Origin of the sequence: Diaphorobacter ruginosibacter (genome assembly GCF_040396215.1) — a bacterium.
Lineage (GTDB): Bacteria > Pseudomonadota > Gammaproteobacteria > Burkholderiales > Burkholderiaceae_C > Diaphorobacter_A > Diaphorobacter_A ruginosibacter_A.
The window spans coordinates 1-13356 of sequence record NZ_JBEBOW010000030.1 but is presented as its reverse complement, the minus strand read 5'-3'; the positions used below and the strand labels follow the sequence as shown (position 1 = coordinate 13356).

13 protein-coding genes are annotated in these 13356 nt (G+C 66.6%); 9 read left to right on the top strand and 4 right to left on the bottom strand.

The genetic code is table 11. From position 1 onward, the window contains the following. A complete protein-coding gene (gene lolD, locus ABWP92_RS05975) occupies positions 1–684 on the top strand; it encodes a lipoprotein-releasing ABC transporter ATP-binding protein LolD (RefSeq protein ID WP_353234450.1) in 684 nt (227 codons plus the stop codon). Positions 685–708: 24 nt separating this feature from the next. On the opposite strand, the gene ABWP92_RS05970 is transcribed toward lolD, so the two are convergent. The 4 genes from ABWP92_RS05970 to ABWP92_RS05955 are packed head-to-tail and all read right to left on the bottom strand — an operon-like array spanning position 709 to position 4712. Further along, positions 709–1761, bottom strand: a complete 1053-nt coding sequence (locus tag ABWP92_RS05970) for a VWA domain-containing protein (protein WP_353234449.1) — start codon at positions 1759–1761, stop codon at positions 709–711. A gap of 7 nt (positions 1762–1768) precedes the next feature. Next, entirely contained in the window at positions 1769–2728 is a 960-nt protein-coding gene (locus tag ABWP92_RS05965; RefSeq protein ID WP_353234448.1) for a DUF58 domain-containing protein, read from the bottom strand. Continuing rightward, a complete protein-coding gene (locus ABWP92_RS05960; RefSeq protein ID WP_353234447.1) occupies positions 2721–3728 on the bottom strand; it encodes an AAA family ATPase in 1008 nt (335 codons plus the stop codon). The genes ABWP92_RS05965 and ABWP92_RS05960 overlap by 8 nt, the downstream gene beginning before the upstream one ends. Before the next feature lie 48 nt (positions 3729–3776). Continuing rightward, entirely contained in the window at positions 3777–4712 is a 936-nt protein-coding gene (locus ABWP92_RS05955) for a S1C family serine protease (RefSeq protein ID WP_353234446.1), read from the bottom strand. Between the two features lie 236 nt (positions 4713–4948). Here ABWP92_RS05955 and ABWP92_RS05950 point away from each other — a divergent pair, with 236 nt between their 5' ends. From ABWP92_RS05950 to ABWP92_RS05915, 8 genes are all read left to right on the top strand, one after another. Beyond that, positions 4949–5821: a TatD family hydrolase gene (locus ABWP92_RS05950; protein WP_353234445.1), complete on the top strand. Its 873-nt coding sequence runs from the start codon at positions 4949–4951 to the stop codon at positions 5819–5821. Continuing rightward, on the top strand, positions 5814–6350 hold the full coding sequence (locus ABWP92_RS05945; RefSeq protein WP_353234444.1) for a DNA-deoxyinosine glycosylase: 537 nt from the start codon (positions 5814–5816) through the stop codon (positions 6348–6350). Before ABWP92_RS05950 ends, ABWP92_RS05945 begins: the two co-directional genes overlap by 8 nt. Next, positions 6337–7131, top strand: coding sequence for a class I SAM-dependent methyltransferase (locus tag ABWP92_RS05940; protein ID WP_502907456.1), 795 nt, complete (start codon positions 6337–6339; stop codon positions 7129–7131). The genes ABWP92_RS05945 and ABWP92_RS05940 overlap by 14 nt, the downstream gene beginning before the upstream one ends. Positions 7132–7179: 48 nt before the next feature. Next, the gene (tfpB, locus tag ABWP92_RS05935) at positions 7180–9012 is read left to right on the top strand and encodes a type IV pilus assembly ATPase TfpB (protein ID WP_353234442.1); all 1833 of its coding nucleotides are present in this window, start codon (positions 7180–7182) and stop codon (positions 9010–9012) included. A 253-nt stretch (positions 9013–9265) separates the two neighbouring features. Further along, a complete protein-coding gene (locus tag ABWP92_RS05930) occupies positions 9266–9754 on the top strand; it encodes a tripartite tricarboxylate transporter TctB family protein (protein ID WP_353234441.1) in 489 nt (162 codons plus the stop codon). A 16-nt stretch (positions 9755–9770) separates the two neighbouring features. Next, complete coding sequence (locus tag ABWP92_RS05925) at positions 9771–11282, top strand: tripartite tricarboxylate transporter permease (protein WP_353234440.1); 1512 nt, start codon at positions 9771–9773, stop codon at positions 11280–11282. A gap of 230 nt (positions 11283–11512) precedes the next feature. Then, positions 11513–12394, top strand: coding sequence for a DMT family transporter (locus ABWP92_RS05920; RefSeq protein WP_353234462.1), 882 nt, complete (start codon positions 11513–11515; stop codon positions 12392–12394). Positions 12395–12450: 56 nt separating this feature from the next. Further along, positions 12451–13251, top strand: a complete 801-nt coding sequence (locus ABWP92_RS05915; RefSeq protein WP_353234439.1) for an SDR family oxidoreductase — start codon at positions 12451–12453, stop codon at positions 13249–13251. Positions 13252–13356 lie beyond the last annotated feature (105 nt).

Here is a 13356-nt window from a genome sequence, read left to right as displayed (position 1 = left end):
ATGAACAACCCCGCCAGGCAGGTGGTGCTGCGCGCGCGCGGGCTGACCAAGCGATTCCACGAAGGGCGTCTGGATGTGACGGTGCTCAACGGCGTCGACCTGGACGTGCATGCGGGCGAGACGCTGGCCATCGTCGGCGCGTCCGGCTCGGGCAAAAGCACGCTGCTGCACCTGCTGGGCGGGTTGGACGCGCCCACTTCCGGGAAGGTGGAGCTCCAGGGGCAGGATATGGGCCGGCTCTCGGCCGACCGGCAGGGCCGGCTGCGCAACGAGCATCTGGGCTTCATCTACCAGTTCCACCATCTGCTGCCGGAATTTAGCGCGCGCGACAACGTCGCCATGCCGCTGCGCATCCGCCGCATGCCCAAGGACCAGTGCCTGCAGCAGGCCGATGCCATGCTCGCCTCGGTGGGGCTGGGGCAGCGGCTGCTGCATCGCCCCGCCGAGCTGTCGGGCGGGGAGCGCCAGCGCGTGGCGATCGCGCGCGCGCTGGTTACCGCGCCAGCCTGCGTGCTGGCCGATGAGCCCACCGGCAACCTGGACAGGCAGACCGCCGACGGCGTGTTCGGTCTGATGCTGCAGCTTGCGCGTGACCGCGGCACCGCCTTCGTGATGGTGACGCACGACGAGGCGCTTGCCGCGCGCTGCGACCGGGTGCTGCGGCTGGCGGCCGGAAATCTTTGATAGCGAAATCTGCGGCGCGGCCCGCTACAGCACGCGCCCATGCCACCACATCGACAGCGCGGCGGCGAGGATGACGACCAGGGCGCCCGCGAGCGCGAGCAGCGCGGAGATTTCGGTTTCCCTCTTCTCCAGCGCCAGGCGCGAGTGCAGCGTTTGGTAGACCTTCAGCAGATCGGCGGCCGATGCCGCGTGGAAGTATTCCGCGTCGGTCATCTTCGCCACGGACTGCAGCGTTTGCTCATCGAGCCGCACGCGCATCGACCAGCCCTCGAACTCGATGACCGTGCCCTCCGGCGTTCCCACGCCCACCGTATAGACCCGCACGCCGCGGTCGGCGGCCCATTGCGCGGCCATCAGCGTATCGACGCCCGCGTTGCTCTGGCCGTCCGAGAGCATGATGACGGCCGCCGTGGTGAACGATCCCGGCGCCACCGGCGGCCTGCCCGGCGGCTGGCCGCCGGATTCGGAGAGCATCAGGTCGTTGAGGTCGCGCGCGAACAGGCCCTCGCGGCCCGAGAGCGCCACCAGATCGATGCCGCTGCCCGGAAAGATCGCCGCGAGCGACATCAGGATCCCGTTGCCGGTGGCGGTGCCGCGCTGCAACTGGAACGAGTCGATGGAGAGGTTGATGTCATCGCGGTTCACGGTGGGCAACTGCGCGATCTGCGCCGTTCCCGCGAACGCGACGATTCCCACCCGCACGTTGCGCGGAAGCGCGGCGATGAAGGATTTGGCCGCGTTCTGCGCGGCTTCCAGCCGGCTGGGCTCGACGTCGGTGGCCCGCATGCTGCCGGACACGTCGATCGCTAGGACGATGGTCTGCTGCTGGGCGGGCAGCCTGAGCACGGCGATCGGCCTGGCCGCAGCCAGCAGCAGCGCCGCGATGCCGATGAGAAACAGCAGCGGCGGCACATGGCGGCGCATGAGCGCGCCCGCCCCCATGGCCTGGCGCGCGAGCGCGAGCGCCGGATACTGGATGGCCGCGCCGCGCCCGCGGCGCTGGATCAGCCAGTACAGCAGCGCCAGCAGCGGCAGCAGCAGCAAGGTCCAGAGAAGGGAAGGCCAGAGGAACGCCATGGTGTCTCTATTGCAATGTGGCCAGGTGCATGGCCGGCCGCCGCGCGCGCAGGCCGCGCAGCGACATGAAACGCAGCATCGATTCGAGCAGGTCGTCGCCGGTCGACAGCTCCAGCGTGTCCACGCCCGCCCGCGCCAGACTGCCGCGCAACTGCTCCTCGCGCTCGGCGGTGAGCCGTGCGTGCCTGCGCCGGAAACCCGCGTCGTGCGTATCCACCCGCAGGCGCTCGCCGGTTTCGGGGTCGCGCATCCAGACGAGGCCGATGTCGGGCAGTTCCAGCTCCAGGGGGTCCAGCAGGCGCACGGCCACCACGTCATGGCGCCGAGCGAGCAGGGACAGCGGCCTCTCCCAGCCCGGCTCGCTCATGAAGTCGGACACCAGGAACACGGCGCTGCGGCGGCGAAGAACGCCGTGGGCCATATGCAGGAGCGGTTGCAGCCGCGTGGTGCCGGAGGGCGTCTTTTCCTCGTGCCCGCCATGCAGCATCAGCGAATGGAGCAGCCGCAGGACGTGCTCGCGGCTGCTGCGCGCGGGGAGCACGGGCCGCTGGTGCGCACCGCCGTGCAGGATGGCTCCGACGCGGTTTCCCCGCCGGGTGAGCAGGCGCGAGAGCACGCTCACGAAGCCGATCATCTGATCGCGCTTGGTATGTCCCGGCGGTCCGAAATCGACCGATGCGGAGAGGTCCAGCAGGAACCATGCAGCCATCTCGCGATCTTCGGTGAACACGCGCACGTGCGGCGCGCCAAGCCGCGCGGTCACGTTCCAGTCGATGTGGCGCACGTCGTCATGCGGCTGGTATTCGCGCAGATCGGCCAGGTCGATGCCCATGCCGCGAAGCAGCGTCCGGTAGTCGCCTTGCAGCATGCCGTCCAGCGGGCGGAGCACGCGCCATTCAAGCCGCCGCAAAAGCAGCTCGGCCGCTCGCGGCGCGGCGGGTGGCAGCGGCAGCGCGGGCTCAGGCACGGCGCGCCTCCCTGGCGGCGGGTTCCTGCGAACGGGCCGGCGCCGGCAGGCGCACCAGAATCTGGTCGATCAGCGCATCCACGCTTCGCGCATCGGCCAGCGCTTCATACGATAGGGTGATGCGGTGGCGCAGCACGTCGTGGGCCAGCTCCTTCACGTCCTCGAGCAATACGTAGCCGCGCCCCCGCATGAGGGCCAGCGCCTGCGCGCCTTCCGCCAGGGCGATGGTCGCGCGCGGGCTGGCCCCGCAGGCAACCGAGCCGGCCAGGTCCTTGAGCCCGTACACGCCGGGGTTGCGCGTGGCGGCCACGACGCGCACGGCGTACTGCAGCAGCGAAGGATCGACATAGACCTCGCGCACCGCGCGCTGCAGGTCGGCGAGCTGCGCCGTCGTCGCCACCGCCTGTACCTGCACGGCGGGCGCGAGCGCGCGTTGCGCGATCACGAATTCCTCGTCCTCGCCGGGGTAGCCGATGAGCACCTTCATCATGAAGCGATCCACCTGCGCCTCGGGCAACTGATAGGTGCCTTCGGTCTCGATGGGATTCTGCGTGGCCATCACCAGAAAGGGTTGGGGCACGCGATGGGACTCGCCCGCAATCGTCACCTGGCGCTCCTGCATCACTTCGAGCAGCGCGCTTTGCACCTTGGCGGGCGCGCGGTTGATCTCGTCGGCCAGCAGCAGATTGGTGAAGACCGGGCCCAGCGTGGTGCTGAATTCGCCGGTGCGCTGGTTGTACATGCGGGTGCCGATCAGGTCCGCTGGCACCAGGTCGGGCGTGAACTGGATGCGCCGGAATCCGCCGTCGATGGTGCCAGCCAGCGTCTTCACCGTCAGCGTCTTGGCCAGCCCTGGAACGCCTTCCACCAGCAGATGCCCGCGCGCGAGGATCGCCACCATCACGCGCTCCAGGAAATGATCCTGGCCGACGACCACGCGCTTGATCTCGTAGAGGATCTGTTCCATCAGGGCGGCGGTGGGTGGTGGTGTGTTCTCCATGGCGTTCATCCTTGCGCGCGGCGAGCGCGGGCAGTGGTTGTGACGGGGTCAGAAAGGCGGTGCTCCAACGGCCTTGGCGGCGTTCTCGATGGGAACCGCGAAGCCGATTCCAAGCGATGTGCGGGCGGCTGTCGGATTGAGGATCGCCGTGACGATGCCCACGACCTCGCCGTCCATGGTGACCAGCGGGCCGCCGGAGTTTCCGGGATTGGCGGCGGCGTCGAACTGGATCAGGTTGCGCAGCACCTGCTTGCCCTCGGGCGACTGGAATTCGCGCTTGAGGCCGGAGATCACGCCGGAGGACACCGACGGGCCGATGCCGAACGGAAAGCCCACGGCGATGACCTGCTCGCCCGCCTGCAAGCCTTCGGTGGTGCGCATGGCGGCCGGCTGGAGATCCTTGGGAACGGTGCCGGCCTGCAGCACGGCGAGATCGTTCTCGGGCTGGATGTTGACCACGCTCGCATTGGAGGTGGTGCCGTCGGCGAATTGCACTTCGATGCGGCGCGAGCCCTGCACCACATGCAGGTTGGTCAGGATCGTGCCGTTGCCGACCACCACCACGCCCGTGCCTTCGCCGCGCTCGATCTCGGTGCCGCGGCGCGTGCGCACATATCCGACGACATGCACGATGGACGGGGCGATGCGGGCCGCGGCGCGCGCGCTCTGGGAAGGCAGGACGTGCGTGTTCAGCGTGCGCAGCACGGCATCGTCGATATCCTTCTGGGTGAGCTGAGGCTGGGGCGGCTGCCGCGATGGCGCGAACCAGTATCCGAACACCCCGGCATTCGCGGCCAGCACCAGGATCAGCAGCAGCCATGCGGCGGATGGACGGCGCGCGCCCCGTCCCTGCATCTGCGCCATCTCCGGCGTTTCCTTGTGCGCGGGCGCAGCGGCGTCGGGTCCGGGTGCGGCACGAGTCGCATCCCCGGCGTCTGGAGCGGGGTCGCGGCGGGAGCTGCTGTAACGTGCGATCCGGGGCATGCGGCACCTTCACGGAAAGCCCGCTGCACGGCACCCGCCGTGGCAACGCGCTTTCTTCCAAGCGGTTGGATGAATGACTCTGAGGCCACAGTAGCACGGATTGGGGGTGGGCGCACACCGAATTGGATGCCGTCTTACAGAGCGCGCGCCGGGGTTTCGCATGAGCACGCCGCATTCGCGGCATCCGCGTCGTTCCGTGCCGGCGCAGCGGGTGAAAACTGCGGCATCATCGCCTCATGCAAGTTGCAGAATCTTCCGCGTTCTGGATCGACACCCACTGCCATCTCGATGAGTTCGTGGCGCACGGGGGCCAGGAATATGCCGACGGCATGCGCGCCGAATCCCGAGCGGCGGGCGTCGGGCTCTGCGTCATTCCCGCGGTGGAGCGCGGCAACTGGAGCGCCTGCCGCGACATGGCGCATCGCTGGGGCGACAGCTACGGCCTGGGTATTCATCCGCTGTATACCTCGCGCGCCGGGGACGGCGACGTGAAGGCGCTGGCGCTGGAGCTGGAGCGGGCCGCCGCCGAGGGCGACGGGCGGCTGGTGGCGATCGGTGAAATCGGGCTTGATTTTTTCGTGCCGGGGCTGGATGCGGCCCGCCAGGAGCAGTTGTACCGCGAGCAGCTCCAATTGGCCAGGCGCTTCGATCTGCCGGTGATCCTGCATGTGCGCCGTTCGGCAGACCGGCTGCTCAAGCACCTGCGCGAGGTGCCGGTGCAGGGCGGCATCGCGCATGCCTTCAACGGCAGCCTGCAGCAGGCCCGGGCGTTTGTCGGCATGGGGTTCAAGCTGGGCTTTGGCGGCGCGCTGACCTTCGAGCGGGCCCTGCAGCTGCGCCGCCTGGCCGGGCAGTTGCCGCAGGACGCCCTGGTCGTGGAAACCGATTCGCCCGACATGCCTCCGCATTGGCTCTACGTCACCGCCGCCGAGCGCGAGGCCGGCGTGCCGCAGGCGCGCAATTCACCAGTGCAATTGCCGCGCATCGCCGGCGTGCTCGCGCAACTGCGCGCAATGACGGCAGGCGAGCTTGCCCGCGTCAGCACCGCCAATGCCGTGCAGGCGCTGCCCCGGCTGCAACCGCTGATCGAAAGGGCCGCGCATGGCTGAGGCGAAGAGCACGGAACTGGCGGGCCTGCCGCCGTTGGTGAGCGCCGGCACCAGGGTGCTGGTGCTGGGCAGTTTTCCCGGCGTGGCGTCGCTGCGCGCGGCGCAGTACTACGGCCATCCGCAAAACCAGTTCTGGCGCATTCTGGCGGCGCTGTGGCCGCAGCATCCGTTGCCCGGCCGCGATGACTACCCATCGCGCTGCCAGTGGCTGATGGAGCGGCGGCTCGGTATCTGGGACGTGTATTCGGCGTGCGAGCGTGAAGGCAGCCTGGACGCCAACATCCGCAATGCCAGGGTGAATGATTTTGCCGCGCTGCATCGGCAGATCCCTCAACTCGCCGCCATCGCCCACAATGGAGGGGAGAGCTTTCGCTACGCGAAGGCGGTGCGGGTCAGCCTGGGTTTACATGGCGATGACAGAATCGCGTCACTGCGGCTGCCATCGACGAGTCCCGCCAACGCGTCGTGGAGCTTCGACAAGAAACTGGATGCCTGGCGCGCGGCGCTGGCTCCCTATGGACTGGTGTGAAGATTTGACCAAGAGAAAACAAGACACGGTGGAACTGCCCGAAGTCAGCGTCTCCGACGACGGCGACGTGCGGTATCTGCATCTGGGAACGCCCTGGATTCAAGGCTCGATGAAGATTGCCGAGCCGTTCGACATCGAGCTGGAATATGTGCAGCGCATGATGGCCTGGCTGCTGTTCGTCGATCCGGCCGGCGTGGCCAAGCGGCACGCCATGCAGTTGGGCCTGGGCGCGGGCGCGATCACCAAGTTCTGCCACAAGAAGCTGCGCATGCGCACCACCGCGATCGAGCTGAATCCGCAAGTCGTCAGCATCTGCCGCGCCTGGTTCAAGGTTCCGCCGGATGGTCCGCGCCTGCAGGTGGTGCTCGCCGATGCGGAGCAGGAGATCCGCAATCCGCGGTGGCTGGGCACGGTGGATGCGCTGGCGGTCGATCTGTATGACCACGAAGCGGCCGCGCCGGTGCTCGACAGCGCCCGGTTTTACGCCGATTGCCGCGAACTGCTGACCATGGACGGCTGCCTTGCCGTCAACCTGTTCGGCCGCATGTCCAGCTATGAAAGCAGCCTGCGCAAGCTGGCCGATGCCTTCGGCGAGGATGCGCTATGGGCCTTCAGGCCCACGCGCGAGGGCAACACCATCGTGCTCGCGCAGCGCACGCCCACGCCGCTTCAGCGCGAGCAGCTGATGGAGCGGGCGGAGCAGATCAAGGCGCGTTGGGATTTGCCGGCGCCGAAATGGCTGCGCGTATTCAGCCGCGTCAAACCAGCGGCGAAAGCCTGAACGCGAGAAAAGGCAGAGCTTTCAGGGCGAACAGATAACAGGATGAATATGAGCACAAGCATCCACTCAAGCGCATCCAGGCAGACGGGCGGACCGGCGCCGTCACCCGCATCGTCCGCGCGCCGCAAGGCTCCGCATGGACCGCTCGACTGGCGCACGATCGTGGAGTGGCTGCGCGCGGATGGCGTGATCGACGAGCAGATGGCCGAGCGCACGATCGAGCGCTGCTCGCGCGCCGAAAGCGTGCAGCATCCGCTGGTGCGTCTGGGCAACGTGGGCATGGTGCGCGCCAGCGACGGCAAGCAGCTCGACGTGGAGCTGCTCACCGAATACGTGGCCTCGCACAGCGGCCTGCCGTTTCTGCGCATCGATCCGCTGAAGGTGGACGTGGGCCGGGTGGCGGAGGCGATGAGCGCAAGCTACGCCGAGAGCCACCGGGTGCTTCCGGTGCAGGTCTCGTCCACGGAGATCGTGGTCGCCACCGCCGAGCCGTTCCTCACCGGGTGGGTCGCGGAGGTCGAGCGCCAGGCGCGCCGCAAAGTGACCCGCGTGATGGCCAATCCGCAGGAGATCAAGCGCTACACGGCAGAGTTCTTCACGCTGGCGAAATCGGTCTGGGCGGCGCAGAAGGCGGGTGGAAATTCCGCCAGCGGCAGTTTCGAGCAGCTGGTCGAGCTGGGCAAGGCCAACAAGCAGCTTGACGCCAACGACCAGGGCGTGGTGCGGGTCGTGGACTGGCTGTGGCAATACGCGTTCGACCAGCGCGCGAGTGACATTCACCTGGAGCCCCGCCGCGAACAGGGCGTGATCCGCTTTCGCATCGACGGCGTGCTGCACGTCGTCTACCAGATGCCGATGAGCGTGCTCAACGCGATGGTCGCGCGCGTGAAGCTGCTGGGGCGCATGGACGTGGTGGAAAAGCGCCGCCCGCAGGACGGCCGCATCAAGACGCGCAACCCGGGCGGCGATGAAGTCGAAATGCGCCTGTCCACGCTGCCCACAGCGTTCGGCGAAAAGATGGTGATGCGTATTTTCGACCCGGACAACACGGTCAAGGACCTGAGCGCGCTCGGCTTTCCGCCGCACGATGCGGCCCGCTGGGAAACGCTGGTGCAGCGTCCTCACGGCATCATTCTCGTGACCGGCCCGACGGGATCGGGCAAGACGACCACGCTGTATTCCACGCTCAAGCGCATCGCTACCGAGGAGGTGAACGTCAGCACAGTGGAAGACCCGATCGAGATGATCGAGGCTTCGTTCAACCAGACGCAGGTGCAGCCGCAGCTCGATTTCAACTTCGCCGAGGGCCTGCGGGCGCTGATGCGCCAGGACCCGGACGTGATCATGGTGGGCGAGATCCGCGACCTGGAAACCGCCGACATGGCGGTGCAGGCGGCGCTCACGGGCCACCTGGTTTTCTCCACCTTGCACACGAACGACGCGCCCAGCGCCGTTTCGCGCCTCATGGAGCTGGGCGTGGCGCCCTATCTGATCAACGCCACGCTGCTGGGTGTGCTCGCGCAGCGCCTGGTGCGCACCCTGTGCCAGCAATGCAGGCAGCCCGACGAAACCGCTTCGCCCGATGCGCTGGCTGAAATCATCAAGCCCTGGAAGCTCAATGGCGAGTACCGTGCCTACAAGCCGGTGGGATGTATCGAATGCCGCATGACCGGTTTTCGCGGACGCATGGGGCTGTATGAGCTGCTCACCGTGAGCGAGGAGATGCGCAACCTGGTCAACCAGTCGCCGTCCATGGATAGTTTGCGCCGGCAGGGAGTCAAGGACGGGATGAGGCCGCTGCGCCTGGCCGGGGCGATGCGCGCGGCGCAGGGGCTGACGACCATGGACGAGGTGATCGCGGCCACGCCGCCGCTGGAATAGCCGGCTCCATTCCCGTCTCCATTCCCGGCCATGCGCGGCGGTGCTCCAGAGCCGCCGCGCTTCACCTCGCGTGAAGAATTCCTGTCTGTTTTCTGCGTGTTTTTACGTACTGGGCGCAACGCCCAAACACGCACGCAGGCCGCTTGTCTCTTAGGGAAAGTTTGTAGCCGTTTGTAGGTGGAATCCACATCGAAGCGGCCCGATGACGACCGCACAATCCGCCGGTCGTTATCCTTTTTCAGGAGACTAGTTTGTGAAAATCAAGAGTCAGAAAGATTTCTTTGCCGGTCTGATGTTCCTGGTTGTCGGTGTTGCGTTCGCATGGGGCGCAACCACCTACAGCGTGGGGTCGGGCGCTCGCATGGGCCCCGGCTACTTCCCCTTGTTGCTGGGTATTTTGCTGGCCATCATTGGCGGCGTCGTCATGTTCAAGTCCACCGTGGTGGAGACTGAAGACGGCGACAAGATCGGCAAGTGGGCGTGGAAGCAGATCATCTTCATCATCGGCGCGAACCTGCTGTTCGGCGTGCTGCTGGCGGGCCTGCCTTCCATTGGCGTGCCGGCCATGGGCCTGATCGTCGCCATCTACGGGCTGACCTTCGTGTCCAGCCTGGCGGGCAGCACCTTCAATTTCAAGGAAGTGTTCATCCTCGCGACTGTGTTGGCTGCCGGCAGCTACGTGGCTTTCGTGTGGGCGCTGAACCTGCAATTCCCCGTGTGGCCTAGCTTCATTGCAGGTTGATTGGAGACACTGAAACATGGACCTGATACAGAATTTGTCGACGGGCTTCGGCGTCGCATTCACCTTCCAAAACCTGATTTACTGCTTCATCGGCTGTTTGTTGGGTACGCTGATCGGCGTGCTGCCCGGCGTGGGCCCGGTGGCCACCATCGCCATGCTGCTGCCCGCAACCTATGCGCTGCCCCCGGTGGCCGCGCTGATCATGCTGGCCGGTATCTACTACGGCGCGCAATACGGCGGTTCGACCACCGCCATCTTGGTGAACCTTCCTGGCGAGTCGTCCTCGGTGGTGACCGTGATCGACGGCTACCAGATGGCACGCAAGGGCCGAGCGGGGCCGGCGCTGGCCGCTGCCGGTATCGGCTCGTTCTTCGCCGGCTGCGTGGGCACGCTGATTCTTGCAGCCTTCGCTCCTCCGCTGACCGAAGTGGCCTTCAAGTTCGGCCCCGCCGAATACTTCTCGCTGATGGTGCTGGGCCTGATCGGTGCCGTGGTGCTGGCTTCGGGCTCGCTGCTCAAGGCCGTCGGCATGATCGTGCTGGGCCTGTTGCTGGGCCTGGTCGGCACCGACGTGAACTCCGGCGTGGCGCGTTACTCGTTCGACATTCCTGAGCTGACCGACGGCATCAACTTCGTCGTGATCGCCATGGGTGTGTTCGGTTACGGCGAAATCATCGCCAATCTGTCCAAGCCCGATGATGACCGTGAGGTGTTCACCGCCAAGGTGCAGGGCCTGTTCCCCACCGCCGAAGACTTCAAGCGCATGTTCCCCGCGATGATCCGCGGTACCGCCCTGGGCTCGGCTCTGGGCATCCTGCCCGGTGGTGGCGCTCTGCTGTCCGCCTTCGCTGCGTACACCGTCGAGAAGAAGACCAAGCTCAAGCCCGGTGAAGTGCCGTTCGGCCAGGGCAACATCCGCGGCGTGACGGCTCCCGAATCGGCCAACAATGCAGGCTCGCAGACTTCGTTCATTCCGCTGCTGACGCTCGGTATTCCGCCCAACGCCGTGATGGCGCTGATGGTGGGCGCGATGACGATCCACAACATCCAGCCTGGTCCCCAGGTGATGACCAGCAACCCGGAACTGTTCTGGGGCCTGATCGCCTCGATGTGGATCGGCAATGCGATGCTGGTGATTCTGAACCTGCCGCTGATCGGCATCTGGATCAAGCTGCTGACCGTGCCTTATCGCTGGCTGTTCCCGTCCATCGTGCTGTTCTGCGCGATCGGCGTGTACTCCACCAACAACAACACGTTCGACGTGTGGCTCGTGGGTCTCTTCGGCTTCGTTGGCTACATGTTCTACAAGCTGGGCGTGGAGCCCGCCCCCTTGCTGCTGGGCTACATCCTGGGCCCGATGATGGAAGAAAACCTGCGCCGCGCGCTGCTGCTGTCGCGTGGGGACTGGAGCGTGTTCGTCTCGCGTCCGATCTCCGCCGGTCTGCTGGCCGCCGCCTTGCTGCTGCTCGTGATCGTGCTGTTGCCGGCCGTGAGCAAGACGCGGGAAGAGGCTTTCGTTGAAGACTGATGTGTTGATTACGCAGTCTTGAAAAGAGAGCGGCACCTTCGGGTGCCGTTTTTTTTGGTGATGGCAGGCTTTTCGGCTTGCGAAGAGCGGCACGGACGCGGCGGTCCCATAATCGAAAGCTCGCCGCACGGGCTGGATCGTCTCCAGCCCGCGCGCGGCGCAGGTTTCTCGAGCATTCAGTGTCTTCTTCCACTTCCTCCATCAGCGCCGCGCACAAGCCGGCGGGCGGCATGGCGCTTGGCCTCACGCTGGGCATCATCGGCGCGATCGCATTCAGCGGCAAGGCCATCATCGTCAAACTCGCGTACCGCCACGGCGTGGACGCTGTCACGCTCATCATGCTGCGCATGTTGTTTGCGCTGCCGTTCTTCGTGGCCATGGCGTGGCTGGCGGGCCGCGGCAAACCGCCGCTGCAGCGCCGCGACTGGATAGGCGTGATCGGGCTCGGCGTTTCCGGCTACTACCTCGCGAGCTTTCTGGATTTCGCGGGGCTGGCCTACATCACGGCGGGTCTCGAGCGGTTGATCCTGTATCTCACCCCCACGCTGGTGGTGGCGCTCGGCTGGATACTCTACCGGCGCCGCATCACCAAGGTGCAGGCGCTCGGCATGGCGGTGAGCTATGTGGGCGTGCTGGGCGTGTTCGGGCAAGAGGCGACGCAGCAGGGCGGCGGCGTGGTGTGGGGCGTGTTCCTGGTCTTTCTCTCGGCCATCAGCTATGCCGTCTATCTCGTATACAGCGGCGAGATGGTGCGCCGCCTGGGGTCGCTGCGGCTCGTCGGGCTGGCGACGTCGGTGGCGTGCATCTGCTGCCTGCTGCAGTTTGTCGTGCTCAGGCCCGTGGCAACGGCATTCGCGGTGGCTCCGCAGGTGATCTGGCTGTCGGTGCTGAACGCCGTGTTCTGCACGGTCGTTCCCGTGCTGCTGGTGATGATGGCGATCGAGCGCATCGGCTCGGCCATGGTGGCGCAGACGGGCCTGATCGGCCCGCTGTCCACCGTGCTCATGGGGGTCTGGCTGCTGGACGAGCCGTTCACCGCCGGCATTGCCGTGGGCACGGGGCTGGTGGTGTTGGGAATATTCGTGTTCACCCGGGCGGGTGCGCGCGCGTGAGGCTAGGATAGCCGGGGCATTCCATAACTTTGTGAACGTGAGAAAAGGAGATCTTCATGGACTTGGGCATTGCAGGACGGTGGGCGCTGGTCTCGGGCGCCAGCAAGGGCCTTGGCCTGGGCTGCGCGCAGGCGCTGGTGCAGGAGGGCGTGAACGTGATCGTGGTGGCGCGCACCGCATCCGCGATCGAAGCGGCTGCCGTGCAGCTGCGCAGCGCCGCCGCCCAGGGCGCACAAGTGATCGCCGTGGCGGCGGACATCACCACGCAGCAGGGGCGTGAAGCCGCTTTTTCCGCGGCGGGAGGCCCGGGCCGCGATCTGGACATCGTGGTCACCAACGCCGGAGGGCCGCCGCCGGGGGATTTCCGTTCGTGGGACCGTGACGCGTGGATCAAGGCGGTGGACGCCAACATGCTCACGCCCATCGAGATGATCAGGGCGACGGTCGATGGCATGGCCTCGCGCGGCTTTGGCCGTATCGTCAACATCACCTCCAGCGCGGTGAAGGCGCCGATCGACATCCTGGGGCTCTCCAACGGCGCGCGCAGCGGGCTCACCGGCTTCGTCGCGGGGGTGGCGCGCAGTTCGATCGCCGCCAAGGGCGTGACGATCAACAATCTGCTGCCCGGCAAGTTCGACACCGACCGCCTGGCGGGCACGTTCGCGGCTACCGCGCAGAAGCTCGGGAAATCGACCGATGAAGTGCGCGCCCTGCAGGCCGCCCAGGTTCCGGCCCGCAGGTTTGGCGTTCCCGCGGAGTTCGGCGCGATCTGCGCCTTCCTGTGCAGCGTGCACGCAGGCTACATCACCGGCCAGAACGTGCTTGCCGATGGCGGCGCCTATCCCGGAACCTTCTGAGCGCCCGCTTTCGCGGTCATTGGAGACGAAAGCAAAAACGCCGGACCCGCGAGGGCTCCGGCGTTTTTTTGTTGCCGGGCCGCCCCAAGACAAAAAGCGCCCCCT

Excerpts from the sequence above, each read along its gene's own strand:
- lolD (WP_353234450.1), top strand. The coding sequence starts at position 1 with ATGAACAACCCCGCCAGGCAGGTGGTGCTGCGCGCGCGCGGGCTGACC.
- ABWP92_RS05970 (WP_353234449.1), bottom strand. The coding sequence starts at position 1,761 with ATGGCGTTCCTCTGGCCTTCCCTTCTCTGGACCTTGCTGCTGCTGCCG.
- ABWP92_RS05960 (WP_353234447.1), bottom strand. The coding sequence starts at position 3,728 with ATGGAGAACACACCACCACCCACCGCCGCCCTGATGGAACAGATCCTC.
- ABWP92_RS05955 (WP_353234446.1), bottom strand. The coding sequence starts at position 4,712 with ATGCCCCGGATCGCACGTTACAGCAGCTCCCGCCGCGACCCCGCTCCA.
- ABWP92_RS05950 (WP_353234445.1), top strand. The coding sequence starts at position 4,949 with ATGCAAGTTGCAGAATCTTCCGCGTTCTGGATCGACACCCACTGCCAT.
- ABWP92_RS05945 (WP_353234444.1), top strand. The coding sequence starts at position 5,814 with ATGGCTGAGGCGAAGAGCACGGAACTGGCGGGCCTGCCGCCGTTGGTG.
- ABWP92_RS05940 (WP_502907456.1), top strand. The coding sequence starts at position 6,337 with ATGGACTGGTGTGAAGATTTGACCAAGAGAAAACAAGACACGGTGGAA.
- tfpB (WP_353234442.1), top strand. The coding sequence starts at position 7,180 with ATGAGCACAAGCATCCACTCAAGCGCATCCAGGCAGACGGGCGGACCG.
- ABWP92_RS05925 (WP_353234440.1), top strand. The coding sequence starts at position 9,771 with ATGGACCTGATACAGAATTTGTCGACGGGCTTCGGCGTCGCATTCACC.
- ABWP92_RS05920 (WP_353234462.1), top strand. The coding sequence starts at position 11,513 with ATGGCGCTTGGCCTCACGCTGGGCATCATCGGCGCGATCGCATTCAGC.
- ABWP92_RS05915 (WP_353234439.1), top strand. The coding sequence starts at position 12,451 with ATGGACTTGGGCATTGCAGGACGGTGGGCGCTGGTCTCGGGCGCCAGC.